Here is a 25,636-nt window from a genome sequence, read left to right on the forward strand (position 1 = left end):
CCATGAAAGGGAGTAGCGGTGCAGCTTCTGGCCCGCCGCTCTCCGCCCTGACGCGCCGCTCGCTCCTCACCGGAGCGGGCGGCGTCGTCGTTGCGGCCCCGGCGATCGTCCGAGCGCAAGGATTGTCGAAGCGCCGCGTCGCCGTGATCGGCGCTGGCGTGTTTGGCACCTGGACCGCCGAGCATCTTCGCCGCGCCGGACATGCCGTGACCCTGATCGACGCATTTTCGCCGGCCCACAGCCGCGCCTCATCGGGCGGCGAGAGCCGGATGACCCGCGCCGGCTATGGCAAAGACGAAATCTATTCGCGCATGGCCCGTGACAGCCTGGTCGAATGGAAGGCGCTATCGTCCCGCTCCGGCCTGCCCATTTTCGTCGAGCATGGGGTGCTGTTCTTCACCTCGAAGCCCGATTCCTATTTCGCCGACTCGGTTGCGGTGAGCCGCAAGATCGGCCTTCCGATTGTCGAAATGACCCGCGCGACCATGGCGCAGCGATTCCAGATGATCGACTTTGCGGGGGTTGAGACCGGCTTCCTCGAGCCGGGCTTCGGCGCGCTTATGGCACGGCGCGCGGTGCAGACGCTGGCCAGACAATTGACAGACAAGGGCGTTATCCGGCGAACGATGGCCGCCGCCTCGATCCGCACGAATGGGCGTACGGCCGACGCCGTGATCAGCAAGCTTGGCGAGACCATTCAGGCCGACCTGTTTGTATTCGCGCTTGGCCCATGGTTGCCGAAACTGTTTCCTGAGCTACTAGGCGGTCGGATCGTCGCCACCCGGCAGGAGGTGTTCTACTTCGGCACCCCGGCTGGCGACCTAATGTTCCAGCCGGGAATGATGCCCGGCTGGGCCGATTTCAACGGCGGCGACGTCTATTACGGCTTCCCCGACCTGGAGGGCAAAGGCGTCAAATTCGCCCATGACACGCATGGTATCGAGGTCGATCCCGACACCCACTCGCGCCAATATAGCGCCGCCGCGCTGGCCAATGTCGTGGCGTTTCGCGACCGCCGCTTCCCCGGACTTCGCGGCGCGCCGCTGATCGGCAGCGAAGTCTGCCAATATGAAAATAGCTCGAACGGCGACTTCCTGATCGACCGCCATCCAACCATGTCCAACGTCATCCTGGTCGGCGGCGGATCAGGCCACGGCTTCAAACATGGCCCCGAAGTCGGCCGCCTTGCCGCCGCGATCGTCCTATCAAGCGGCCCGCAGACCGAACCCCGCTTCACCCTCGCCACCAAGGCGACGAAGCAAGCACGCGAAGTTCACTAGGGCTTCTTCGCCACTCCGACCAACGCCGGGCGAAGCAGACGATCCTTCAACACATAGCCCGCCTGCATTTCCTCGATGATCGTCCCCGGTTCCTCGTCGCTCGGAATTTCGATCATCGCCTGGTGCCGGTGCGGATCGAGCGGCAGGCCCTTCGACGCGACCCGCTCCACCCCGTTGCGAGCAAACACCGACTCGAGTTCGCGCGCCGTCGCCTCGATCCCGGCGAGGAAATTGGCTGCGGTCTGATCGGCACGCAGTTCGTCGGTCACCGCCGCCAGCGCGCGCTCGATATTGTCCTTGATCGCCAGCATATCGCGCGCGAACCCGGCCGACGCGTAGGTCTTGGCATCGGCCATTTCCTTTTCGAGGCGGCGGCGCGTGTTCTGTTGCTCGGCGGCGGCATAGAGCGCCTTGGAATTGGCCTCCTCCAGCGCCTTTTCCAGCTCACCCACGCGGTCATGCTCGGCCAGCTCGGGGGCGCCCGCCGCAGTCTCGGCGCGAATCTCCTCGGCTTCGTCGTGATAATCGTGTTCGTTGTCGTTCATGCCATCCATCTCGTCAGTGCTTGCGCTGTAAAATCTACCATGGGGACCACCCGGGCATAGTTCAACCGCGTCGGGCCGATTACGCCGACCACCCCGACCACCTTGTCGTCGCTGTCGCGATAGGGCGCGGCGATCACGCTGGAACCCGACAGTGCGAACATGCGATTCTCGGCGCCGATGAAAATCCGGCACCCGTCGCCATCGCGCGCACCCTCGAGCAAACGGGCTATCTCCTGCCGATCCTCGAGCTCGTCGAGCAACCGCCGCACCCGCTCCAGATCCTCAGCCGTCGATTGGTCGATGAGATTGGCCTGGCCCCGCACGATCAGCACCGGGCGCTGGGTCGCATCCTTGCTCCAGCTGGCGAGCCCCAGCGCAACCAGCTCCGCCGCCGCCCCGTCGATCGCGTCGCGCCGCTCCTTAATCTCGATCCGCAGCCGCACCTCGGCTTCGCTCAGGGTCAGCCCCGACAATCGCGCGCTGACATAATTGGCGACCTCGGCCAGCGACACCGCGCTCGTCCCCGGCACCAGCTCGACCATCCGATTCTCGACCGTGCCGTCCATCCCGACAATCACCGCCAAAGCGCGGGTTGCACTCAAGGGCACGAAGCTCAATTGCTTGAGCCGCATCTCGCGCTTCGGGGTCAGCACGACGCCGGCGCAGGCGGACAGGCCCGACAGCGCAGAAGTCGCCCCGGACAAGGCATCCTCGATCGATCCTCGCCCCTCCATCTGCGCCTCGATCGCCGCGCGCTCGGCGGCGGCAGGGAGCGTCGCCTGCATGATTCCATCGACGAACAGGCGCAGCCCGGTCTCGGTCGGCACGCGCCCGGCGCTGGTATGCGGATGGGTCAGCAGCCCGCGCTCCTCCAGCTCCTGCATCACCCCGCGGATCGAGGCCGGGGACAGGCTGACATTGCCCACCAGCATCTTCGACCCGACCGGCACCCCGCGCTCGATATACGCATCGACCACCAGTCCGAAGATTTGGCGCATGCGGTCGGTGAGTTCGGGAAGCGGGGTGGTCATGGTGCGCCCCGTCTAGGATTACGGCGCCGCTCGGTCTAGGGAGCCGCCAACCACTTATCAGGAGATTATCCATGCGTCCCAGCGGCCGCGCCCCCGACCAGATGCGAACGCTTACCTTCGAGCCGGGCTTCACCAAGCATGCCGAAGGCTCGTGCCTGGTCAGCTTCGGTGACACTCGCGTGCTGGTCACCGCCAGCATCGAGGAGAAGGTCCCGCCATTCCTGCGCGGCAAGGGCCAGGGCTGGGTCACCGCCGAATATGGAATGCTGCCCCGCGCCACCCACACGCGCGGCAATCGCGAGGCAGCCAAGGGCAAGCAGTCGGGCCGCACCCAGGAAATCCAGCGCCTGATCGGGCGCTCGCTTCGCGCGGTGGTCGACTTGAAGGCACTGGGCGAACGCCAGATCGTGATCGATTGCGATGTCATCCAGGCCGATGGCGGTACCCGCACCGCATCCATCTCGGGCGCGTGGGTCGCGCTGCGGATTGCGGTCGATAAATTGAACCTCGCGGTTGACCCGATCACCACTCAGGTCGCCGCCGTGTCGTGCGGCATTCACGATGGCAATCCGGTGCTCGACCTCGACTATGTTGAGGATAGCTCGGCCGGGTCCGATGGCAATTTCGTGCTGACCGGCGACGGCGCGATCGTCGAGGCGCAAATCTCCGCCGAGGGCGCGACCTTCGACGAGGAAGCCCTGCTCCGCTTGCTCCGCCTCGCCAAGATCGGCTGCACCGAAATCTTCAAAGCGCAACTCGCGGCGACTGGCCGATGAAGGCGATTGGTCCCAAGCTGGTCATCGCCACGCATAATGCGGGCAAATTGCGCGAAATTCGGGCGTTGATGGAGCCGTTCGGGATCGAGTGCGTCGGCGCGGCGGAGCTCGACCTTCCCGAGCCAGAGGAGATCGGCAATACCTTCGTCGACAATGCCGAACTGAAAGCGCGTGAAGCCGCTGATCTTAGCGGCCTGCCCGCGCTCGCCGACGATAGCGGGCTGAGCGTCGATGCACTCCATGGTGAGCCGGGAATATTTTCCGCGCGTTGGGCGGAAGACGAATCGGGCAATCGCGACTTCGGCCGGGCAATGGACAAGGTGTGGACCGCGGTCGAGGCCGCTGGCCCCGACGCCGGCCACGACGCGCATTTCGTTTGCGCCTTGTCGCTCGCCTGGCCCGACGGCGCGATCGAGAGTTTCGAAGGCAAGGTCCACGGCATGCTTGTCTGGCCGCCGCGTGGGGGAAACGGCTTCGGCTATGACGCCATGTTCGTCGCCACTGGCATGGACCGCACCTTCGGGGAAATCGACCCGGCCGAGAAACATGCCATCAGCCATCGGGCGGAAGCGTTCAAACTGCTGGTCGCCGCGCTGACCAAGTGAACGCCCTAGCCCTCTACGTCCACTGGCCGTTCTGCGTTTCCAAATGCCCCTATTGCGACTTCAACAGCCATGTCCGCGAGTCTGTCGATCAGGACCGGTGGCGCGCTGCTCTGCTCGCGGATCTCGCGCATGAAGCCGCTTTACTCCCCGATCGACGGCTAAGCTCGATCTTCTTCGGTGGCGGCACGCCATCGCTGATGGACCCTGCAACGGTCGAAGCGGTGATTGCAGCCGCAACGACGCATTGGCCCGCCGCCGACGATGTCGAAATCACGCTGGAAGCCAATCCCAACAGCGCCGAGGCCGCGCGCTTCGCCGACCTTGCCCGCGCCGGGGTCAACCGCATCAGCCTCGGGCTGCAGAGCTTCGACGATGCGTCCCTCGCCTTCCTTGGTCGCGCGCACAGCGCCGACGAGGGCCAGCGTGCGCTGGCTGCAGCTCAATCAGCGGTGGATCGGGTCAGCTTCGACCTGATCTATGCTTTGCCCGGCGACACCGAGCACAGCTGGGCAGCAAGCCTTGATCGCGCTCTATCGCTCGGCACCGATCATCTCTCACTCTATGAACTCACGATCGAGCCCGGCACCCGCTTCGCATCGATGGTCGCCCGTCACGATTTCGAGCCGCTCGACTCCGAAATGGCGGCGCGGCTGTTCGAGCATACCCAAGCGCGCACCGCCACCGCCGGCCTTCCCGCCTACGAAATCTCCAACCACGCCCGCCCCGGCGCCGAGAGCCGCCACAATCTGACCTATTGGCGCTACGGCGATTATGCCGGGGTCGGACCTGGCGCGCACGGTCGGCGCACGGGGATGCGCACCGTCCGCCACAAGAAGCCCGAGAATTTCCTCGCCGCCGTCGCCCGTAACGGCCACGGCTTGGTCGAGGAGGACATCCTGCCCGCCGTCGATGCCGCCAAGGAAGCGCTGGTCATGGGACTGCGCCTTGCCGAAGGCATCGACCTTGCCGCGCTCGAAGCCCGCTTCGACCGAGCGATCGTCGATCAGGCCGCCGTCGGCCGCCTCATCGGCCACGGCTTGCTCCACCGCGATGGCGCGCATCTCGCCACGACCGAGGCTGGCCGCTTATTACTCGATTCGATCCTCGCCGAAATCGCGGCTTAAGGTTTGGGAGCCGCCACTGGCGTAGGGGTCGGCGTCGTTATTGGCGCCGCACTCGCCGCGACATTGCCCTTCGATGGTCCGACCTTGGTTTCATATTTTTCGGTCGACATGGCGACATAATCGTCGATCTGGGCGGCGGCATCGGCCGATGCCTGGGTCCGCCGGATACCATTTTTGACGTCGAACCCGATCAGGCCCGATCGCAAGCTATTGGCCTCACTGTCGCAGGCCTTGAGCGCAAACGCACCATAATCGCCGGTCGCCACGCGTTGGGTCAGCGCGGTATCGAATGCTGTGCGCAGGCAGGCCACGAAATTCTTGCGCGGCATGTCGATCCCGGCTTGCATTACGGTCAGGCCGAGCGCCGAGCCAATCAGGAATGAAATCATCGAACCTCTCCTCCGATCCACTCTGTGGCGGGAGAATGACTCCATTTCAGCTTTGTTACAAGCGGCTTACTTGGCGAAGGAAGTCGCCGCCGGGGAGACGGTGATTGCGCCGGTGGCGGTGACCTGCCGCACCTCGAGCGATCGTTCGGCAACGCCATCGCGACCAAAGCGGAAAATCCCGTCGACTCCGGCAAATCCATCGCGGTCGGCCAGGCTGCGCATCGGGAACGGGCGCCCCACCGGCCAGCTTCGCGCCGACCGCACGGTCAGCAACATCGCGTCATAACCCAGGCTGCCCAGGCGATACGGGGTCTTGCCGTACCGCGCCTTGTAGCGGCCAACCAGCTGGGTGAAGCGCGCATCGGGTGCCGCTGCAAACAAGGCTCCGCGAAGCCGCGCGGTCTGACCAAGCGTCCGGTCCCCGGCCCATAATTCGGTCCCCATTAATCGCGCCCCTGGACGAAGCGCCGATCCTGCAATCGCCGCCATCTTGCCGCTGTCGGCGATCAGCACCGCGTCCATCTCGCCTTTATTGGACAGGATCTGCGCTGCCGACCGCACCGCGGCGACCGAGCGATTGAAGGTCTGAAGCCCGGTGATGCTCCCACCCGACGATCGCACCGACCCGAGCATCGCCTGCGCCGCGCGCTGGCCATAAAGGCCGGTCGGGACCAGCGCCCCAAATCGCGTTGCGCCCTTGCTGCGCGAATAACGTATCACGCGGTCGATCGCCTGTCCGGGGGTCGCGCCCATGATGTAAATGCCACCGCCGGCAACGCTCGCGTCGTTGGAGAACGCAACCACCGGCACATTTGAGCGTCGGGCAACGGGGGTCACCGCGCGCACATCCTCGGCGAGCAACGGCCCGAGAATCAGCTCTGCACCTTCGCCGATCGCGCGCTCCGCGGCCGCCGCTGCGCCGCTTGCACTGTCATAGGTCAGTAGCCGGATAGTTCGGTCGCCGCTGTCCATCAACGCCAGGCTGGCGGCATTGGCGATCGACGTACCGACCCCGGCATCCTGTCCGCTCAACGGAATGATTATTGCGACCCGGTGGCGCGGAGCGTCAGGACCGTCGTTGGGACCAACCGGATTCGGGCCGGCCGGACGCATTGGCGCATTGGTCTGGCAGCCCGCGAGCAGCAACACGCCAGAGCCGATGATCGCTAGTATCGCGCGCCGCGCTTGCCGAGTTTTGGGGGAAAGTGCCATGACTGTTCCTGATGATGTCCGATGCCCTATCCCCCGGTCTGTATATCGTTGCGACCCCGATCGGCAATCTTTCCGATTTGAGCGCGCGCGCGGCGGCGACCCTGCGCGAGGCGAGCCTGATCCTCGCCGAGGACAAGCGCGTGACCGCGAAACTGCTCGCGCATGTCGAAGCGACCGCGCCGATGGCGGTCTATCACGATCATAGTAGCGAGGCCGAGCGCGAGCGGATTTTGACGCGGCTGGGGAGCGAGGTGGTCGCTTTGGTGAGCGACGCGGGGACGCCGTTGATCAGCGACCCCGGATACAAGCTGGTGCGCGCGGCGCGGGTTGCGGGGCATGCGGTGCATACGATCCCCGGCGCCTGCGCGGCGATTGCGGCGCTGACCCTGGCGGGATTGCCGACCGACCGCTTCCTGTTCACGGGCTTCCTGCCGAGCAAGGCCAAGGCGCGGGCGGATACGATTGCCGAGGTGGGCGCGATCCGGGCGAGCCTGGTGTTTTACGAGAGCGGCCCGCGGCTCGGCGAGGCGTTGGCCGCATTGGCGAGTGGATTGGGGAAACGCGACGGCGCGGTGATCCGCGAGATCAGCAAGCTGCATGAAGAAACCGTGACCGGGACGCTGGCCGAGCTTGCCGAGCGCTATGCCGACGCGCCACCCAGAGGCGAGATCGTGATCGTCATCGGCCCACCGGGCGAGGCCGATGCAGCGAGCGATGACGCACTCGACGCGGCATTGCGCGAGGCGCTTGAAACGCTAACCCCGTCGCGCGCAGCCGCCGAAGTTGCCGCCGCGCTCAACATCCCCCGCAAGCGCGCCTACGCCCGCGCGCTGGCGCTCGGATCGTCCGACTGAACCGCCGTCACGCCGAGCAGCGCGGCCGCCGTGCCGAGACGATCGCGGCGTGGTGGCTCCGGCTTCACGGCTGGCGGATCCTCGCCACCCGCGTAAAAATGCGCGGCGGTGAAGTCGATCTTGTGGCGCGGCGCGGCAAGATACTGGCCTTCATCGAGGTTAAGCAGCGCGCCACCGCTGACGCCGCCGCCCAGTCGCTCGACGAGCATCGCCTGCGCCGGGTCGCGGTTGCCGCCCGCCAGCTCGAACCGCGCTATGCCCGCCCCGGCGACGACATCCGCATCGACGCGATCTTCATCGTCCCGCGCCGCCTGCCGCAGCATCTCGCCAATGTGTGGTTGGGGTGATAGGCGCTGCGCCCATGACCCTGACCGTCGCCGTGCAAATGGATCCCATGGAATCGATCGCGATCGCCGGCGATTCGAGCTTCGCGCTGATGCTGTCGGCGCAGGCGCGCGGGCACCGCTTGTTTCACTATCCCCCTGAGGCGCTTTCCTACGAAGACGGCAAGGTCCGCGCGCTGGCCCACGAAGTCACCGTTCGCGGCGAACAGGGCAATCACTTCACTGCTGGCGATCCGGTGACGCTCGATCTCGCGGGCGACATCGACGTCATCCTGATGCGCCAGGATCCGCCGTTCGACATCGGCTACATCACCGCTACTTATTTGCTCGAACGGATCGCGGGCGAGACACTCATCGTCAACGACCCGCGCTCGGTCCGCGATGCGCCCGAGAAATTGTTCGTGCTCGACTTCGCGCGGTTCATGCCGCCGACCTTGATCACCCGCTCGCTTGACGAATTAAAGACGTTCCATGTCTGCCACGGCGAAATCGTGATGAAGCCGCTCCACGGCAATGCCGGTGCCGCCGTGTTCCGCATCGGCCGCGACGGATCGAACCTTGCCGCGCTGGCCGAATTGTTCGGCGACGTGTGGCGCGAGCCTTATATCGCGCAGGCCTTCCTTCCCGCGGTCGCCGAGGGCGACAAGCGCATCATCCTGGTTGACGGCAAGGTTGCGGGCGCGATCAATCGCCGCCCAGGCAAGGGCGAAATCCGATCCAACCTCGCTGCTGGTGGAACCGCTGAAGCGACCGTGCTGAGTCCGCGCGAGGCTGAGATTTGTGCCGCCCTCGGGCCTGAACTCGCCAAGCGCGGCTTGATCTTCGTCGGGATCGACGTGATCGGCGGCATGCTGACCGAGATCAACGTCACCTCCCCCACCGGGATAGTCGCGCTCGACCGTTTCAACGGCAGCGATACTGCTGCGCTGATCTGGGATGCCATCGAAGCCCGCCTCCATGCGCGCCAAGGCTAAGCAATGAGCGACTGGGTCATCCGCCTGATCGAACAATCGGGCTATTTGGGCGTCGGCTTCCTGATGTTCCTCGAGACCATCTTTCCGCCAATCCCGTCCGAAGTGATCATGCCCGTCGCGGGGGTCGCCGCGGGCCAGGGCAAGCTCAGTTATGGGCTAGTTGTCGCCAGCGGCACCGCCGGGGCAATGCTCGGCAATATTGTCTGGTATCTGGCCGCCCGCGCGCTTGGTGTCGATCGGTTACGACCGATCGTGTGCCGTTGGGGCCGCTGGCTGACGATCACCTGGCCCGAATTGATGCGCGCCGAGCTTTGGTTCCGCAAGAATGGTACCTTCTTTGTCTTCCTCGGCCGGCTGCTGCCAACCGTTCGAAGTCTCGTCTCGGTGCCCGCCGGGCTGCTCAAGATGCGCTTCGCCACCTTCGTCCTGGCCTCGACACTGGGCACTGCGGGCTGGACCGCACTCCTCGCCGGCGCGGGCTATAAGCTCGGCGAAAGCTATCGCGATATCGATCAGGTCATCGGCCCGGCTTCGAATGCAATCCTCGCTGTGCTCGCCATTGGCTATGTCCACCGGCTGTGGACCCACCGCAACATCGATCCCGCCACCGGCACCGTCGAACGCGACTGATCAGGCCCTGCTCTCAAGCCCTGGGATGCGCGTTGCGGTAAATGTCGAGCAATTGCGCGGCATCGACTTGGGTGTAGATTTGGGTCGACGACAAGCTTGCGTGTCCGAGCAATTCCTGGAGCGAGCGCAGATCCGCCCCGCCAGCGAGCAAATGAGTCGCAAAGCTGTGGCGCAAAGCGTGCGGGGTAAGCGTGTCGGGCAGCCCGAGCCGATGCCGCGCATTCCTTACCGCGCGCCGCACCAGGTCGGGATTGAGCGGCCCGCCGCGTACCCCGACGAACAATGGCGCCACCCCGACCAACGGCCACGGGCACTCCAGCGCATAAACGGCAATCGCCTCGCGCACCGCCTCGACCACCGGGACGACACGGGTCTTGCCGCGCTTGCCGAGCACCCTGAGCGTCCGCCCGATCGGCAGCACGTTGGCGGTCAGCGCCATCGCCTCGGCAATCCGCAGCCCGGATCCGTAGAGCAACAGCAGGATCGCAAGATCGCGTTTGCCGACCCAATCGTCGCTCGCCGCCCCGGCATCCTCGGCCAACGCGACTGCATCGTCCGGGCTGGCCGGGCGCGGCAGTGTTCGCGGGCGCTTGGGGGCGCGGGTGCGGGGGAGTTGCGGGATATTGCCCTGGTCCTCGGCCGCAAAGGTCAAAAACGCGCGCACCGCCGACATTTCGCGTGCCGCACTGCTCGGCCCTAAACCACTGCCGCGCCGATCCGCGAGAAACGCGCGCAAATCCGCCGCAGCGATATTGAGCAGCCCGAACCGGCCAATCTCTTCGCCGCGATAGGTCCCAAGGAAATCGATGAAGCGATGCGCGGTGGCGACATAGGCGCGCACCGTGTGCGGCGATCGGCGGCGGTCGTGCGCGAGGTATGAATCCCACCGCGCGGCAAGGCCACGCGCGGGATGTTCTGCTAGTCCGCCATCGTCCATCGCCGGATCATAGCGGCGAGGCTCTGGCCAAGGAACAGCAATAGATCGCCACCGTGCGGTGTATCGAGCGACTGCGCGCCATGCTGGCCCAGAATGAGCAGCCCATACGGCAGAGGCGCGGGCGAATCGATCCGCACCAGCGCCTCGGAACGGACCGCGTCCGCGTCGTTCCCGAATAACTGATGGCCCCGCGCGACATTGCGCATTTCGACCGCCCCCAGCGGGGCAAGCGCGCGATTGACGATTGGCCGTGCCAGCACCTGCACGCCATTGCGGTCGGCGCGAAACGCCTGGTTGCCCACCACCAGCGCAAGCACCACCGAGTCGAGCCCAAGCATCGCCGGCCAGTCGTCAGTCACTACGGTCAGCAAATCGTCGAGGCTGCCTGCTTCAAGTCCAGCCATCACGGCGCGATGGATCGACGCCACCGCCCCCGAATGGCCGCGCGCAAAGGCGAGCAGGTCAGCGCGCGCGCTCTCGGCCTCCCCCAGCCGGTCGCGGAGCTTTGCAACCGCGCGATCCTCGAACGAAATCACCCTGCCCATCGGTCATTGCCTAGGCCAACAGGGTTAAGATTCCGTCCTACGCGATCTTTTGCCCGGTCGCCGCCCAATCCTTGAGGAAGCTTTCCAGCCCGGCGTCGGTCAGCGGATGCTTGAACAACGACCAGATCACTGCCGGCGGCGCGGTCATCACATCGGCGCCCAATTTCGCCGCGTCGAGCACGTGGATCGGGTTGCGCACGCTGGCGACCAGGATTTCGGTCGGGAAATCATAATTGTCATAGATTTGGCGAATGTCGGAAATCAGCTCCATCCCGCTCTGCCCGATGTCATCGAGCCGGCCAACGAATGGCGAAATGAAGCTCGCCCCCGCCTTGCCCGCGAGCAACGCCTGGTTGGCGGAAAAGCACAGCGTCACGTTGACCATCGTCCCCTCGCCGGTCAGCGCCTTGCAGGTCTTGAGGCCGTCGGGAGTCAGCGGCACCTTGATGACGATATTGGTGGCGATTTTCCGCAGCTTTTCGGCTTCCTTCATCATCGCCTTATGCTCGGTGGCGACGACCTCGGCCGACACCGGGCCCGACACCACGCCGGCAATCTCGGTCACTACCTCGATGAAATCGCGGCCCGATTTCTTGATCAGCGACGGATTGGTAGTAACCCCGTCGAGCAGGCCCGCGTCGGCCAGTTCGCGGATATCGGCGATCTCGGCAGTGTCGGCGAAGAATTTCATCGGGCGCGTCCTTACGGTTTTTGGGGGATTTGCCACTTGATAGCGGTTGCGCCCAATAAGGTCATCCGATTCGGGCCAAAGGAACGCGAATAATGACCGTGACTGTCGACCGTCGCGCCACTGGCCAGCTGGCGATCACCCTGTCCCGCCCCAAACAGCGCAACGCGATCACCGTCGCCATGTATGCCGCGCTGGCCGATGCGGTTGAGGGCGCGGCGAATGATCCCGCCATCCGCGTCATCACGATCGAGGGCGAAGGCGAGGACTTTACCGCCGGCAACGATCTCTATGACTTCCTCAAGGAAATGCCTGCGCCGGGAACAACCGACATCCCCGTCTGGCGCTTCCTTCGCGCCTTGGCCAATAACCGGGTACCGATCGTCGCTGCAGTGCATGGCAATGCGGTCGGGATTGGCACGACGATGCTGTTCCACTGCGACTTGGTGATCGCCGAGCAGGGCTCGCGTTTCAAAATGCCATTCGTCGATCTCGGATTGGTGCCGGAGGCGGCGAGCTCGCTGATCCTGCCGCGGATGGCCGGTCGCCGCCGCGCCGCGCGCTATATCCTGCTGGGAGAGCCGTTTTCGGCCGAGGACGCCGCCGAATTCGGGCTGGTCAGCCACATTGCGCCAACCGGCCAGCTTACCGCCACGTTCGACAAAATCGTCGCCAATCTGCTCGCCAAGCCCGCCGAAGCGCTACGCCAGACTCAGGCGCTGCTGCGCCGCGAAGACACAAGCGAAATCCTCGACCAGATGGAGCTTGAAAATGGCCACTTTGGCGAGCGGCTGGCCTCCGACGAGGTCAAGCAGGCGATTGCCGCATTCTTCGCCGCCAAGGCGCAAGCTACCGCCTGAACCAGTCTAGCTGGTGGCGACCCACACGCGCTTGGAACGACTCACCGTGATCCTCGGTCCGCGCAGCAGCAGCAAGTCGGTCTGCTGCGTGTAGGTGACCTTCAAATCGAGGTAATTGGCGCCATCGGCAACGCCCGAGGTCGGAGTTGGAATGGTGAAGCTGCCTGGTCCGATGCCGTATACCGTGTCCGAAATCTTGGTCTTGATCGATGCATCGCTCGGCTTGGGGAACAGCGTCGCATAGCGAGCGCCTTCGCCCAGCCCATGCTGAATGCCCGACATTGCGCGAAATACCAGGCCGAGCTGGATGATCACCCACATCATGATGATCAGCGCCGGCAAGGCGAACGCCATTTCGATGACGGCGGCACCGCGTTTGTCGCGCCGAAGATTGGCAAGCAGGCGCATCATTGAGTCCTCATCCCGGCGGTCGACTGAATATTATATTTGCCGTTGGCATCGATCCCGGAAAAATGCAGCGGAAACATCGGTGTGTAGGTGGTCGCGACGACCACCTGTATCCAGCGCGATTCTTTCTGCGTTCCCGTGCAATCGGCAGCTGCGCTGACGACATTGTCACATTCCAGCCGGTGGGTCACGGTGACGTTGGCGGTGGTCAGCGGTGATGTCTTGCAGCTGCCATCGGCATTGGTGCCATTATACTGGCAAACCGCTTCGGCCGCGATGGTGTTCTCGACGGTCAGCACGCCGGTGGTCTGCATGACCTTCTCGATCGATCGCTGGGCGGCTTGTTCGACCCGCAATTTGGTGCCGAAGCCGTTCGACAGATCGACCACGCCGACCGTCATCAGCGCGATCACCGGCGCTACGAACGCCAGTTCGATCATCGCCGCGCCACGTTGGTCGCGGATGAGGGTAATAAGGCGCTTCATTACGACACCAGCCGAACGCGGAGCGTCGTGGTGATGGCGGTGATCCCGGCCAGATCGCAATTGGCGGTGAAATTGTTCAGGCCGCTATTGCCCGACCAGTAAATCCGCTTGGCGACGAACTGGGTGCAGGTGGCAGAGCCGGTACCATTGCCGTCATAGGTCAGCTGCTGGTTGGGAAAGTAGATCACGCCGGTGATCTTGTTGGTCGAATTGCCGTTGATCTTGTTGGGGCTGCTCGAAGTGATGTTGCCGGTCGGCGCATTGTCGACCGCACGGCGATCCTGATAAATCGCCATCCCCTTCCATTTGCCCGTGGTCGGCGCCGTCGCGTTGATCTGCCCGCTCGCATTCATGTCAAGTGAGCCGATCGTCTGGGTCGTCCCGCTATCCTTGTTGGTCAGCAAAAGCACCGCATTGGTGAGGTTGAGCGTACCTTGGATATTCACGCTGCCGCCGCTGATGATGTACGTCCCGTCTTTGAGCGTCAGCGTCCGGTTAGACCCGATGCTGAGCGAGGAATAACAAGCGCCGCCGGCCACCACGAGACCGCTATTGCCGCCGTTGATCGACAACGACGGTGGTGAACTCGCACAGCTTGCGAAGTCGCTCGAATCGGGGGCCAGACTCGCGTACGGATCCTCCAGCTTGGGCGAATAAGGCTGGTAGCTGTCAACGCGCCAGTTCGACGATTGCTGGATCCCGCCCGCAGCAGCCAGTGTCGTGGCGGTGACGCTTGAGCTACCCTGACCTGCGGCCGCGTTGGTCGAGGTCGAATTGGTCATCATCCCGCAATCCATGGTGATCGAGGCATTGCCCGTCGCCTGGATCCCCGTCTTGCTATTGTTCTGCAGGCTGAGCACGCAGAATTCGCCAACCGATCCGACCGTCGCGGCCTGCGCGGTGGTCCTGATCAGCGGTGCGTTGGCCATGAACATCGCGCTGAACGCCAGTGGCCGCTTGACCGCGAGCACGACCCTGACCTGATTTTTGCTGCTCCCCGAATCAGCCGGATAGGTGATTGCCGGATAACCGGATTGCAGGGTCATCCCGGTATGCTGGTTAAAGCCCAGATCCTTGGTTACTGCATCAGGCACACCGCTGGTTGCGCTTTCCGCTGCGGCGCGCTCGTAAACCCCGGCAATCGCTGCCGAATCCGCCGCGCGCTGCAACTGGCGCTTCCACAATGCCCATTGGATGGTGTCGGTCGCCAATCCGGCCGATCCGATCAGCAGCGGCAGTGCCGCAGCCGCAATGATCATCGCGTTGCCGCGCTTGTCTTGCCAGATTTTCGTCAGCGAATTGCGCATGAATTCCTCGTTCTGTGGAGCGAACCAGGCGGCCATCTAGCCAATACAGGGTGAGCAAAGCGTTCGTTGAAATGGTGGACGGCGGGTTAACCACGCGATCGTCCCATCTTGATGCCACTGCGTATTGCTACTATAATACAGCGGAACATCTTGCGTGCAGGTCCAGCCACGTTCAGGCTGGGCGCAAATCACAAGGTCACGAAAGGCACTATCATGGCACTTGAGCCCACCACTGAAACAACGGTCGACATCCCGACCGCGACCAAGATCAAGCTTGAAGCGCCCGACGCGTTGCAGGCCATCCCGGTCCACGAAGCATCCGGGCTGGTGCCGCTGAAGGCCGACGAGACCAGCCAGCTCGACGACAAGGTCGCCAAGTTCGTCGACGAACTCGCCGCGCTCGACAGCAACAGCCCCGACTTCGGCAAGAAGGTCGATCAACTGACCGCGATGGGTCGCAAGGAAATCGCCGAGGCCGCCGGCGCATCAAACCGCTTCCTCGACCGTCCGGTGAAGGCGATCGACAGCGATACCGGGATCGGCGCCGACCTGACCGAGCTGCGCCGCACGGTCGAGGGGCTCGACCCCAAGGAAGCCGGCAAGGGCATGACCACCCGCAAGTTCCTCGGCATCATCCCGTTCGGCAACAAGGTGAACAATTACTTCGACAAGTACCGCAGCTCGCAGACGCATATCTCGGCGATCCTCGGGCGGCTGGCCAACGGCAAGGACGAATTGCTGATGGACAATGCCGCGATCGATACCGAGCGCGGCGGGTTGTGGAAGACGATGCACAAGCTCGAGCAGATGATCCACATCTCGAAGACGCTCGACCGCACGCTGGAGGACAAGGCCAACCAGCTCGACGCGACCGATCCGGCCAAGGCCAAGGCGATCCGCGAGACGGCATTGTTCTACACCCGCCAGCGGACCACCGATCTGCTCACCCAGATGGCGGTCACCGTGCAGGGCTATCTCGCGCTCGACCTGGTCAAAAAGAATAATGTCGAGCTGGTGAAGGGCGTCGACCGCGCCTCGACCACCACCGTCTCGGCGCTGCGCACTGCCGTCACCGTCGCCTCGGCCATGTCCAACCAGCGGCTCGTGCTCGAACAGATTGGCGCGCTCAACACGACGACCGCCAACATGATCGACACCACCGGCGAGCTATTGAAGACCCAGTCGGGCGCGATCCACGAGCAGGCGTCAAGCTCGACCATCCCGCTCGAAACCCTCCAGCGCGCGTTCCAGAATATCTATGACACGATGGATTCGATTGACGCGTTCAAGCTCACCGCATTGGCCAATATGAAGCAGACGGTCGAAACGCTCGGCAGCGAAGTCGCCAAGTCAAAGGGCTATATCGCGCGCGCCGAGGGTGTCGCCCAGGGCCGGCTCGAGAATACTTCGTCGCCGTTCGAGGCGCTCGACAGCAAATGAACCTCGACAAGTTCGATGCGACCATGGCGCGCGCCGATCGGGTGATGGCCCGGGTCGACGAACGTCAGGGTGCGAGCGGCGATGCCCGCAAGCGTGAGCGCGAGCGGCGTCTCGGCGGTTATGGCCGGGCCTTCACCAGGGCCACCATTGTCGCGCTGGCAATCATCATCGGCGCACTCGCGCTCGGCCTGATCAGTCCGATCGGGATTATCGGCTTCGTCGTTGCGGTCGGCATCGCGATCGCCGCATTCGGATTGATCTTCTTCGGCGGCGTGGTCGGAACCGCGACCGCACCCAAGATCCCGACCGATGCGTCCAATGGCGAGATGGTCGACAAGTTCGACAGCTATATGTTCCGCGCCCGCCGCGGCCTGCCCGCCCCCGCGCAGGCCGAAATCGACCGCATCGGCCAGGCGCTCCCGCCGCTGCGCGAATCGCTCGTCCGGCTCGGCGATACGATGCCCGAGGCGCAGGATGCGCGGCGCTTGCTCAGCATCCATTTACCCGGCCTGATCGACCGCTACCTCCACGTTCCCACCGCATACCGGACAGAGGCCGATGGCGAGGGCAAGACCGTCGACCAACGACTGACCGAAGCGCTTGCCGCCGGCCGCGAAGCGCTCGGCGACATCTCGCAATCGCTGGCGCGCGGCGATGTCGCCGCGTTCGAGACGCAGGGCCGCTTCATCCAGAGCCGCTACAAGGACGACGCGCTCTAGGCGTCGGCGATGCCGAGCCTTTGCTTGGTCTGCGCCAGCATTTCCAGAAAGCGCGGCATCTCCCTCAGCTGGTTTAGATCGGGATCGGCCCCAAGATGGCGGACGTGCGTGCTGCTGGTGACCCGTTGGAAAAACGGTTCGAGGATATCCAGCGCCTTATCCGGTTCGCCGAACCCCGTGATCAGCGCACACGCCAGATTGTAGCGCATCGACAAATTGTCCGGATCGAGCAACAAACCGCGCTCTATCCACTCCTTCGCCCGCTCGGGTTCGCCAAGGACCGCAAGTGCCCCGACCCCGACCGAAATCGCCGCGCCGTTGGTCGGATCATGCGCCAACGCCAATTGCACCCGATCCAGCACCAGTTGCGACACCTCGCGCAGCCGCGTCTCGTCACCAAGCGCGGAGTAGCAAGTCGTCAGCATCGATGGATTGTGCCAGTCGCTTTCCATCAGCGAGCCGGCTTTTTCGAAATAGGGCACCGCCTCCGCGATCCGCCCTGCCCGGAAATTCATCCGCGCTGCCTCGCGGTTGACCTCCCATGATTCGGGATTGGCCTTCAGCGCCAGCCCGATCTCGCGGTCGGCTTCCTCCTGCTTGCCCTCATTCTCTAGATAGCGCGCCCGAACGCAGCGTACTTCGGGCATATCGGGGCGGAGCGCCGACGCCTTCTCGATCGCCAGCAGCGGGTCAGCGTCCTTGCCGTGCCAGAAGCGCAGCTCCGACTGCGCGAACGCCATCAGCGCCCATGCCTCGGCATATTCGGGATCGATCACCGTCGCCTGCTGGCAGATGCGGACGATCGTCTCCTCGCGCCGCGGATTACCGAACGACCCGCCGACCAGTTGCTGCCGCGCCAGCAGATAAAGGTTATAGGCCTCGACGCTCGACGTCCCGCGATGTTCGATCGCCTTTTTCTCGGCCGGGAGCAGCTTGACCCGCAGCGCCGCGACGATTGCCTTCGAAATTTCGTCCTGGATGGCGAAAATGTCAGTCAGGTCGCGATCATATCGATCCGCCCAATGATGGTCCCCCGCCTTGCCGTCGATCAGCTGCGCCGTGATCCGCACCCGGTTACCGGCCTTGCGCACGCTGCCTTCGAGGACATGGTCGACGCCGAGCCGTTGCGCGACCTCCTTTACGTCGATCGACTGGCCCTTGAAGGTAAAAGCGGTGTTGCGCGCCACCACCGACAGCGCCGAAACCTTGGACAAATCGGTGATAATATCCTCGGTGATGCCGTCGCTGAAATATTCCTGCTCGGGATCGCCGCTCATGTTTTGGAACGGCAGGACGCAGATTGACTGGCGCTTGGCCGCTGCTGGCTCCTCGGTCTTGTCTTCCGCCGCCGCTTCCGGTTCCCCGCCCTTCTGGGCAATGGCGCGCATCAAGGCGCCCAGCGCTGGCGGCGTGCTCTCCCCGTCCCAGCCGTTGAAGTCGATCGACTGGAACTGGCGAAAGCCGAGCGGCGGCTTGTCCGCGCCATAGATCACCGGCACCAGCCGACCGCTGTCGCGCCCTTCCGCTGCCTCATCCTGCACCCAAGGCGATTCGATCGACGCCTTCGACCAGATCACGACCACCGCGTCACTGGCCTTGAGCTCGCGGTCAATCTCAGTCGAGAAGCGCGATCCGCCTTCGATCTGTCGGTCCCACCACACCTGGTGCCCGGCGTGCGTGATCGCTTCGGCCAGTTGCTTGGCCGCGGCGGCATCTTCACGCGCGTAACTGAGGAATATTTTGGCCAACCGGTTCCCCCCGAAGCCCGGGCGGTATGCGACAAAGCAATGCGAGGAACAAGAAATTAACTCAACCGATCACCCCGGTCCCGCGCAGTCGCGCCAGTTCGTCGGCGCTCACCCATTCGAGCAACGCCTCGCGATGCTCGCCCAGCCCCGGCGGCGGTAAGGCAGCATCCTGCCGCTCGCCGTCGATCCGGATAGGCGACCCGACCATCTCGACATTGCCCAACTGTCCGCCGCCCGCACGAATCCGCACTCCGCGATGCACCGCCTGCGGGTCGGCCAGCGCCTTTGTCACCCCATTGATCGGCCCCGCCGGAATCCCCGCTTCGTCGAGCATCGCCAGCCAGTCGGCGGCGGGCCGCGCGACGATGATTGCGGCGATCATCGGCACCAGCAGCTCGCGGTTCGCCACCCGCGCCGCATTGGTCGCATAGTCCGCATCTTCGGCCCATTGCCCGCGCCCTAGCAGCGCCGCCAGCTTGGCAAACTGGCGGTCGTTGCCGACCGCGATGATGATCGGCTGATCCGCCGCTTCGAACGGCTGGTACGGCACGATATTGGGATGCCCCGCACCTTGCCGGCCGGGGTCCTTGCCGCTGACGATCGCGTTCGACGCCTGGTTCGCGAGCATCGCCAATTGCGTGTCGAACAACGCCATGTCGATCGTTGCTCCCTCGCCGGTCGTCGCCCGCCGGTGAAGCGCTGCGAGGATCGCGTTGGCGGTGTACATCCCCGTGAACAGGTCAGCGACCGCCACCCCGACCCGCATTGGTCCGCCGCCGGGTTCGCCATCGGGCAAGCCGGTCAGGCTCATCAGCCCACCCATCGCCTGGATGATGTAATCGTATCCCGCGCGCGCCGCATATGGCCCGTCCTGCCCGAACCCGGTGATCGACGCGTAGATCAGCCGCGGATTGGCAGCACGAAGCGTCACCGAATCGAGCCCGAACTTCTTTAGCCCCCCGACGCGAAAATTCTCGACCAGCACATCGGCATCGCCCGCCATCTTGCGCACCAGAGCCGCGCCCTCGGGCGTCGAAAAATCAACCGCGACCGACCGCTTCCCGCGATTGGCCGCCACATAATATGCCGCCACGCGCTCATCGCCAGCCTCATGCCACGGCGGCCCCCAATGCCGCGTGTCATCGCCCGATCCCGGCTGTTCGACCTTGATCACTTCGGCGCCAAGATCGGCCAGCGTCTGCGTCGCCCACGGCCCGGCAAGGACGCGCGAAAGATCGAGCACCCGGATCCCGGCGAGTGGCTTCACGCCCGTTTCCGCCACGGCGCCCAGCCCTTGGCATCCGCCAAGATCGCTGCCGCAGCATTATGCCCCGGCGCGCCGGTCACCCCGCCGCCCGGATGCGCACCTGATCCGCACAGATACAGTCCGGGCAGCGGCATTCGATAATCGGCATGGCCGATCATCGGCCGCGCACTGAACAATTGGTCATTACCCATCTTGCCGTGGAAAATGTCGCCGCCGATCAGCCCGAACCGCCGTTCGAGATCGAGCGGCGAGTGAATCTGTCGCGCAATGATCGACTTGGCGAACCCCGGTGCCTGCGCGTCGACCGTCGCGATAATCGCATCCGCTGCCGCTTCGCGCTCGTCATCCCACTGGCGGCCATCGGGCAATTTGAAGCGGAAATGCTGGCAGAACAGGCTCGCGACATGCTTGCCTTTGGGCGCCAGCGTCGGGTCGAGCGTCGATGGGATCAGCATCTCGACCACCGGCTTTTCCGACCAGCCGTTGAGCGCCGCATCGGCATAGGCCCGGTGCATATAATCCATCGACGGAGCAAAGATGATCCCCGCAGTCAGATGCTCGCCGCGCCCTGGCCGCGCCGTGAAATTGGGCAAGGCGTCGAGCGCCACGTTCATCCGGAAGGTCGCGCTTTCGCAGCCCCAATGGGCGAAATGCTGCTCGATGTCGCGGGTCACGGCACCTGCCGGCACCAGCTTGTCGAACAACAATTTCGGGTTGACGTTGGCGACGATCTGCGGCGCGCGCCACGTCTTGCCCGCCGCCGCCACCCCGACCGCGCGGCCTTTCTCGACGATCACTTCGGTCACTGGGGAATTGAGGACAATGTCCACCCCGGCCTCGCGGCAGGCTTTGGCCATCGCCTGCGTGATCGCCCCCATCCCGCCGATGGCATGGCCCCACGCGCCGGCCACCCCCGCCGCCTCGCCGAACAAATGGTGGAGCAGGACGTAGGCCGTGCCCGGCGTGTACGGACTGGCGAAATTACCGACGATGCCGTCGAACGCGAACAAGGCCTTGGCCATGTCGCCTTCGAAAAAGCGGTCGAGGATATCGCCTTCGCTCTTGGTCGCAAACTCGTGCAACGTGCGCACTTCGGACGTCTTGAGCCCGATCAGATCCTTGCCCAGCGCTGCCAGCGCCGGAAGCCCGCGGACTCCAGCGCCTGCGCCGGGAGGTGCCTTCAAAATCCATTTCTTGACCAGCCGGACGACCGTCTCAAGCTCGGCATTGTAACGATCATAGCCCGCGCCATCGGCCGCGACATGCCGCGCAATGTCAGCCCGGGTCCGCCCATCGCGCCCGGTCAGCAAATAGGTCCCGTTCGGCCCGGGCAGGAAATTGTCCTTCTTGCGCAGCACCACCTTCAGGCCGTGCCGCTCAAGTTCCATCTCGCGGATCACCTTGGGCTGGAGCAGCGACACGGTGTAGCTCGCTGCCGAATTGCGGAATCCCGGGTGGAATTCGTCGGTCACCGCCGCCCCGCCGACCTTGTCGGCTGCCTCGAGGATGGTGACCTTCAGGCCGCGCTTGGCGAGGTAATAAGCGCAGGTCAGCCCATTATGACCGCCGCCGATGATGATCGCGTCGGTCATTTCATCAACACCAGTTCTTCGGCCATCGTCGGGTGCAGCGCGAAGGTTGCGTCAAAGTCCGCCTTGGTCAGCTTGGCCTTGACCGCAATCGCCGCCGCCTGGAGAATTTCGGGCGCATCGGGGCCGATCATGTGCAACCCGACGATAACATCGGTCGTCTCGTCGACGATGATCTTGTAGAGCGACCTTTCGTTGCGCCCGGCGAGAACATTCTTCATCGGCCGGAAGTCCGAGGTAAACGTCCGTACCGACCCCAATTTATTCTTTGCTTGACCCTCGGTCAGGCCGACGCTGGCGATCGGCGGGTGGCTGAATACCGCGTGCGGCACATTGGCATAATCGACCCGCGTCGGCTTGTCCCCGAACACGCTGTCGGCAAATGCCTGCCCCTCGCGGATCGCAACCGGGGTCAGCTGGATTCGGTCGGTGACATCGCCCACCGCATAGATTGACGGCACGTTGGTGCGATTGTCGTCGTCGACCTTGATCTGGCCCTTGTCGCCCAGTGCAACGCCGGCCGCGTCGAGCCCGAGCCCGTCGACATTCGGCTTGCGCCCGATCGCGAACAAAACTTCGTCCGCCTCCAGGTCGTCGCATCCCCCCATGTCGATCTTGAGCGTTCCGTCCTCGGCTTTTTCAATCGAATTGAAGGTCGAATTGAACTTGAAGTCGATCCCCTTTGCCAGGCTGATCTGCAGCAAGCGGTCGCGCAATTGCTCGTCATAACCGCGCAGGATGGTGTCGCTACGATTGACGACCGTCACATGGCTTCCGAACTGGTGGAAAATGCCAGCGAACTCATTGGCGATATAACCGCCGCCGGCAATCACGATCCGCTTGGGCAGCCGCTCGAGGTGGAACACTTCGTTCGAGGTGATCGCATGCTCCACTCCGGATACAGGCGGCAACATCGGCCGCGCGCCCGTCGCGACGAGGATGATCCGCGCGCTGCGCACTTCGCCCGACGCCAACCGCACCTCGTTCGGCCCCGCCAATTCCCCGCGCTCGTGGAAGATCGTCACTTCATGATTGGCCAAAGTCTGGGTATAAATCGCCTCCAACCGACCAACCTCGGCCAGCACATTGTCGCGCAGCACCGGCCAGTTGAAGGTGCATCCCGGAATGTCCCACCCGAACATCGCCGCGTCGTTGAGGTCCTCGGCGAAATGCGCGCCATAGATCAGCAATTTCTTGGGCACGCAGCCACGGATCACGCAGGTCCCGCCGACCTTATATTCCTCGATGATTGCCACTTTCGCGCCATGCGCGGCCGCCACCCGCGCCGCGCGCACCCCGCCCGATCCGGCGCCGATCACGATCAAGTCAAAGTCGTGCTTCATAATCCAGCTTTCTCGATCAAGGCGCGGGTCGAGACATCGAATTTCTCGCGATGCTCGGGATCATCCAGCTCTCGCGCCAGCCTCTTGCCCAGCTCGACCCCGAACTGGTCGAACGAATTGATGCCCAGCAAAATTCCCTGAACGAATGTCCGATGCTCGTAAAATGCGATTAGTGCCCCTAATGTTCGCGGGTCGAGCCACTCCAGCAGGATCGTTGACGACGGCCGGTTGCCGGGGAAATTCTTGTATGGATCTTCGGATTTGTCGCCTGCCATCAGTGCCGCACCCTGCGCGAACGCATTGAGCAGCAGCGCGCGGTGATGCGCCGGGTCCTGGCTATCCTCCGCCTCGATCACACCGACAAATTCGACCGGCAGCAAATGCGTCCCCTGGTGGAGCAACTGGAACACCGCATGCTGCGCGTCGGTCCCCGTTCCGCCCCACGCGATCATCGCGCTCGGCCGGTCGAGCGGCTCGCCTTCGGCGGTAACCGACTTGCCGTTCGATTCCATCTCCAGCTGCTGCAAGTACGACGGCAGCAACCGCAGCCGCTCGTCATAAGCGAACACGGCGCGCGTCTTGCACTTGAGCCGCTGGCTGTAGGTCAGGTCGGCAAACGCCGCGATCATCGGCACGTTGGCGGCGGGTTCGGTCAGGCGGAAGTGGCGGTCCATCTCGCCCGCACCTTCGAGCAATTGCTCGAACGCCTCCCAGCCCAATGCCAGCGCGACCGAAAATCCGACCGATGACCACATCGAATAGCGCCCGCCGACGCCCTCGCTGAACGGCAGGATGCGGGTTTCGTCGATCCCGAACTTGATCGCTTCCTCGGGATTGGCGGTGACCGCAATCACCCGGCCATAGGGATCCTCGACCCCCGCTTCCTGCATCCACGCAATTGCCGCGCGGGTGTTCATCAAAGTCTCGGCAGTGGTGAAGGTCTTCGACACCGCGACGATGATCGTCGATTCTGGATCGTGCGGGTCGGTCGCGTCATCGACCGCCTGGCCGTCGATGTTGCTCAGCACGCTGACCCCGTAATTGCCGACGTCGCGGCCCAAGGCATCGAGCAATAATTCCGGTCCGAGCGCCGATCCGCCGATGCCGATGTGGATCAGGCCATGCACGTCACCGAACGCCCCGGCCTCGATCGCATCGACCATCGATCGCATCCGCTGGTGGAGCGCGGCGGCCTTGGCGACGTCCTCCGGCGAGCCCTGCCCGCGCTCGGCGACATGCGTTGCGGGCCGGCCCTCGCTGACATTGACGATGGCGCCCGAGAATAAGGCATCGCGTTTGGCGGCGAACCCCTTCGCCTCCGCCAGCGCGTCGAATTTGGCGATCAGATCGGGGTCGAGATGCGTCTTCGACCAGTCGAAATGAATTCCGCCGACGTCGAACGACAGGCGTTTCAGCCGCTCGGAATCGCCGTCGAACAAATCATTGAGCCGGGCCACGTCATGGCCGTCGATCGCGGCCCACGGGTCGCTACTTGAAGGTGCGGAGGTCATCGCCGCCCTCTTAGAACGGCGCGGCGCAAATACTATCCCTTCTTGACCTTGCGCGCATGGCCCGAAAGAAGGCCGCCGATGCCCGATACCCCCCTTTCCGACCCCGAAATGCTTCCCCGCGCGCGCCGTGGCGGACCGATTCGCGCACTGCTGATGCTTGCCATCCTCGCCTGGGCGTTGCGCAGCTTCGTCGTCGCGCCGTTCAGCATTCCCTCGGGGTCGATGCTGCCGTCGATGGCGATCGGCGACTATCTGTTCGTTTCCAAATGGCCCTACGGCTTTTCGCGTTACAGCTTCCCGCTGCAAATCCCGGCGTTCGACGGCCGCGTGCTGGGCCGCCTGCCCGATCGTGGCGATGTGGTGATCTTCAAGCGCCCCGACGCGGTCGGGGCCGATTGGGTCAAGCGGGTCATCGGCTTGCCCGGCGACAGCGTCTCAGTCAGTGGCGGCAAGGTCTTCCTTAACGGTAAGGCGCTTGCCCGCCAGTCGCTTGGCAAGGTGGCGTTGCGCATCAGCCCCAACAGTCCGTGCCGATCCGCCCCCGGCGCCTATCTGCAGCAATCGCGCGGCACCTGCGACTATCCCGCTGTTCGCGAGACACTGCCCGGTGGCCGCTCCTATCTCACTTTCGACCAGGTCAGCGGCGGCCCCGGCGACGATCGCGCAACAATCATCGTCCCCAAAGGTCAGTTGTTCCTGATGGGCGACAATCGCGACGACAGCCTCGACAGCCGCTTCACGCTCGATGAAGGCGGAATCGGGCTGGTTCCGGTCGATCGACTGGTCGGTCGCGCCGCCTTCGCCTTCTGGTCGACCGATGGCAGCGCATCCTATTGGCAGCCGTGGACATGGATCAGCGCCTTGCGCTTCGACCGGATCGGGACCAGCTACCAGCCATGAGTGATCTTCGACCCTTCCTGACCAAAGCACTCGGCCATGCACCGGTCAATATCGCGCTCTACGAGCAAGCGCTGACTCACGGCAGCGCCAGCCGAACCACCTACGAACGCCTCGAATTCCTTGGC

General features: G+C 64.2%; 27 protein-coding genes. 12 read left to right on the forward strand and 15 right to left on the reverse strand.

The annotated features are described in order from the left end of the window. The first annotated feature begins 2 nt into the window (after positions 1-2). Positions 3-1,280: an FAD-dependent oxidoreductase gene (locus tag RMN73_RS05650; protein ID WP_309602344.1), complete on the forward strand. Its 1,278-nt coding sequence runs from the start codon at positions 3-5 to the stop codon at positions 1,278-1,280. On the opposite strand, the gene grpE is transcribed toward RMN73_RS05650, so the two are convergent. Further along, positions 1,277-1,825: a nucleotide exchange factor GrpE gene (gene grpE / locus RMN73_RS05655; RefSeq protein ID WP_309602345.1), complete on the reverse strand. Its 549-nt coding sequence runs from the start codon at positions 1,823-1,825 to the stop codon at positions 1,277-1,279. The genes RMN73_RS05650 and grpE overlap by 4 nt on opposite strands. After that, complete coding sequence (gene hrcA / locus RMN73_RS05660; RefSeq protein ID WP_309602346.1) at positions 1,822-2,856, reverse strand: heat-inducible transcriptional repressor HrcA; 1,035 nt, start codon at positions 2,854-2,856, stop codon at positions 1,822-1,824. The genes grpE and hrcA overlap by 4 nt, the downstream gene beginning before the upstream one ends. Positions 2,857-2,927: 71 nt before the next feature. Between hrcA and rph the strand changes: the two genes are divergently transcribed. Genes rph through hemW form a run of 3 tightly spaced genes read left to right on the forward strand, consistent with a single transcriptional unit; the run spans position 2,928 to position 5,361 of the window. After that, positions 2,928-3,632 (forward strand): ribonuclease PH, encoded by a 705-nt coding sequence (gene rph / locus RMN73_RS05665; protein ID WP_309602347.1) that lies wholly within the window; start codon positions 2,928-2,930, stop codon positions 3,630-3,632. After that, positions 3,629-4,237 carry an RdgB/HAM1 family non-canonical purine NTP pyrophosphatase gene (rdgB, locus tag RMN73_RS05670; protein WP_309602348.1) on the forward strand — a complete coding sequence of 203 codons (609 nt, stop codon included), beginning with the start codon at positions 3,629-3,631 and terminating at the stop codon, positions 4,235-4,237. The genes rph and rdgB overlap by 4 nt, the downstream gene beginning before the upstream one ends. After that, positions 4,234-5,361 (forward strand): radical SAM family heme chaperone HemW, encoded by a 1,128-nt coding sequence (gene hemW, locus RMN73_RS05675; RefSeq protein WP_309602349.1) that lies wholly within the window; start codon positions 4,234-4,236, stop codon positions 5,359-5,361. The genes rdgB and hemW overlap by 4 nt, the downstream gene beginning before the upstream one ends. Here hemW and RMN73_RS05680 read toward each other — a convergent pair. Both RMN73_RS05680 and RMN73_RS05685 read right to left on the reverse strand, forming a co-directional pair. Then, a complete protein-coding gene (locus tag RMN73_RS05680; protein WP_309602350.1) occupies positions 5,358-5,750 on the reverse strand; it encodes a hypothetical protein in 393 nt (130 codons plus the stop codon). The genes hemW and RMN73_RS05680 overlap by 4 nt on opposite strands. A 66-nt stretch (positions 5,751-5,816) precedes the next feature. After that, complete coding sequence (locus RMN73_RS05685) at positions 5,817-6,962, reverse strand: penicillin-binding protein activator (RefSeq protein WP_309602351.1); 1,146 nt, start codon at positions 6,960-6,962, stop codon at positions 5,817-5,819. A gap of 14 nt (positions 6,963-6,976) precedes the next feature. Between RMN73_RS05685 and rsmI the strand changes: the two genes are divergently transcribed. From rsmI to RMN73_RS05705, 4 genes are read left to right on the forward strand one after another with little or no spacing between them, the layout of a single operon-like run. Continuing rightward, entirely contained in the window at positions 6,977-7,816 is an 840-nt protein-coding gene (gene rsmI / locus RMN73_RS05690; RefSeq protein ID WP_309602369.1) for a 16S rRNA (cytidine(1402)-2'-O)-methyltransferase, read from the forward strand. Positions 7,817-7,857: 41 nt separating this feature from the next. Next, complete coding sequence (locus RMN73_RS05695; protein WP_309602370.1) at positions 7,858-8,163, forward strand: YraN family protein; 306 nt, start codon at positions 7,858-7,860, stop codon at positions 8,161-8,163. 14 nt (positions 8,164-8,177) lie between these two features. Beyond that, positions 8,178-9,134 carry a glutathione synthase gene (gshB, locus tag RMN73_RS05700; RefSeq protein ID WP_309602352.1) on the forward strand — a complete coding sequence of 319 codons (957 nt, stop codon included), beginning with the start codon at positions 8,178-8,180 and terminating at the stop codon, positions 9,132-9,134. A gap of 3 nt (positions 9,135-9,137) precedes the next feature. Then, positions 9,138-9,764 carry a DedA family protein gene (locus RMN73_RS05705; protein ID WP_309602353.1) on the forward strand — a complete coding sequence of 209 codons (627 nt, stop codon included), beginning with the start codon at positions 9,138-9,140 and terminating at the stop codon, positions 9,762-9,764. 13 nt (positions 9,765-9,777) lie between these two features. On the opposite strand, the gene RMN73_RS05710 is transcribed toward RMN73_RS05705, so the two are convergent. The 3 genes from RMN73_RS05710 to fsa are packed head-to-tail and all read right to left on the reverse strand — an operon-like array spanning position 9,778 to position 11,937. Beyond that, positions 9,778-10,701 (reverse strand): tyrosine recombinase XerC, encoded by a 924-nt coding sequence (locus tag RMN73_RS05710; RefSeq protein WP_309602354.1) that lies wholly within the window; start codon positions 10,699-10,701, stop codon positions 9,778-9,780. After that, entirely contained in the window at positions 10,683-11,246 is a 564-nt protein-coding gene (locus RMN73_RS05715) for a DUF484 family protein (RefSeq protein ID WP_309602355.1), read from the reverse strand. Before RMN73_RS05715 ends, RMN73_RS05710 begins: the two co-directional genes overlap by 19 nt. A 37-nt stretch (positions 11,247-11,283) precedes the next feature. Continuing rightward, entirely contained in the window at positions 11,284-11,937 is a 654-nt protein-coding gene (gene fsa / locus RMN73_RS05720; protein WP_309602356.1) for a fructose-6-phosphate aldolase, read from the reverse strand. A 92-nt stretch (positions 11,938-12,029) separates the two neighbouring features. On the opposite strand from fsa, the gene RMN73_RS05725 reads away from it, so the two are divergent. Further along, positions 12,030-12,794 carry an enoyl-CoA hydratase-related protein gene (locus RMN73_RS05725; protein WP_309602357.1) on the forward strand — a complete coding sequence of 255 codons (765 nt, stop codon included), beginning with the start codon at positions 12,030-12,032 and terminating at the stop codon, positions 12,792-12,794. A gap of 6 nt (positions 12,795-12,800) precedes the next feature. Here the strand turns inward: RMN73_RS05725 and RMN73_RS05730 are convergent, their stop codons facing one another. From RMN73_RS05730 to RMN73_RS05740, 3 genes are read right to left on the reverse strand one after another with little or no spacing between them, the layout of a single operon-like run. Further along, positions 12,801-13,205, reverse strand: coding sequence for a pilus assembly protein (locus RMN73_RS05730; RefSeq protein WP_309602358.1), 405 nt, complete (start codon positions 13,203-13,205; stop codon positions 12,801-12,803). Further along, the gene (locus RMN73_RS05735) at positions 13,202-13,687 is read right to left on the reverse strand and encodes a pilus assembly protein (RefSeq protein ID WP_309602359.1); all 486 of its coding nucleotides are present in this window, start codon (positions 13,685-13,687) and stop codon (positions 13,202-13,204) included. Before RMN73_RS05735 ends, RMN73_RS05730 begins: the two co-directional genes overlap by 4 nt. After that, on the reverse strand, positions 13,687-15,030 hold the full coding sequence (locus RMN73_RS05740; RefSeq protein ID WP_309602360.1) for a pilus assembly protein TadG-related protein: 1,344 nt from the start codon (positions 15,028-15,030) through the stop codon (positions 13,687-13,689). The genes RMN73_RS05735 and RMN73_RS05740 overlap by 1 nt, the downstream gene beginning before the upstream one ends. A gap of 177 nt (positions 15,031-15,207) precedes the next feature. On the opposite strand from RMN73_RS05740, the gene RMN73_RS05745 reads away from it, so the two are divergent. After that, entirely contained in the window at positions 15,208-16,434 is a 1,227-nt protein-coding gene (locus RMN73_RS05745; protein WP_309602361.1) for a toxic anion resistance protein, read from the forward strand. Next, complete coding sequence (locus RMN73_RS05750) at positions 16,431-17,153, forward strand: hypothetical protein (RefSeq protein ID WP_309602362.1); 723 nt, start codon at positions 16,431-16,433, stop codon at positions 17,151-17,153. The genes RMN73_RS05745 and RMN73_RS05750 overlap by 4 nt, the downstream gene beginning before the upstream one ends. Here the strand turns inward: RMN73_RS05750 and RMN73_RS05755 are convergent. The 5 genes from RMN73_RS05755 to pgi all read right to left on the reverse strand — a co-directional run bounded on the left by RMN73_RS05755 (position 17,150) and on the right by pgi (position 24,611). Further along, on the reverse strand, positions 17,150-18,901 hold the full coding sequence (locus RMN73_RS05755; RefSeq protein WP_309602363.1) for a TIR domain-containing protein: 1,752 nt from the start codon (positions 18,899-18,901) through the stop codon (positions 17,150-17,152). The genes RMN73_RS05750 and RMN73_RS05755 overlap by 4 nt on opposite strands. A 61-nt stretch (positions 18,902-18,962) precedes the next feature. Continuing rightward, entirely contained in the window at positions 18,963-20,168 is a 1,206-nt protein-coding gene (locus RMN73_RS05760) for a CoA transferase (RefSeq protein ID WP_309602364.1), read from the reverse strand. After that, positions 20,165-21,760 carry an NAD(P)/FAD-dependent oxidoreductase gene (locus RMN73_RS05765; protein WP_309602365.1) on the reverse strand — a complete coding sequence of 532 codons (1,596 nt, stop codon included), beginning with the start codon at positions 21,758-21,760 and terminating at the stop codon, positions 20,165-20,167. Before RMN73_RS05765 ends, RMN73_RS05760 begins: the two co-directional genes overlap by 4 nt. After that, a complete protein-coding gene (gorA, locus tag RMN73_RS05770; protein ID WP_309602371.1) occupies positions 21,757-23,103 on the reverse strand; it encodes a glutathione-disulfide reductase in 1,347 nt (448 codons plus the stop codon). Before gorA ends, RMN73_RS05765 begins: the two co-directional genes overlap by 4 nt. Further along, the gene (gene pgi / locus RMN73_RS05775; protein WP_309602366.1) at positions 23,097-24,611 is read right to left on the reverse strand and encodes a glucose-6-phosphate isomerase; all 1,515 of its coding nucleotides are present in this window, start codon (positions 24,609-24,611) and stop codon (positions 23,097-23,099) included. Before pgi ends, gorA begins: the two co-directional genes overlap by 7 nt. 108 nt (positions 24,612-24,719) lie before the next feature. Here pgi and lepB point away from each other — a divergent pair, with 108 nt between their 5' ends. Beyond that, positions 24,720-25,511, forward strand: coding sequence for a signal peptidase I (gene lepB, locus RMN73_RS05780; protein ID WP_405051538.1), 792 nt, complete (start codon positions 24,720-24,722; stop codon positions 25,509-25,511). The last annotated feature ends 125 nt before the right edge of the window (positions 25,512-25,636 follow it).

This window comes from Sphingomonas sp. (genome assembly GCF_031372575.1).
Classification (GTDB): Bacteria; Pseudomonadota; Alphaproteobacteria; order Sphingomonadales; family Sphingomonadaceae; genus Sphingomicrobium.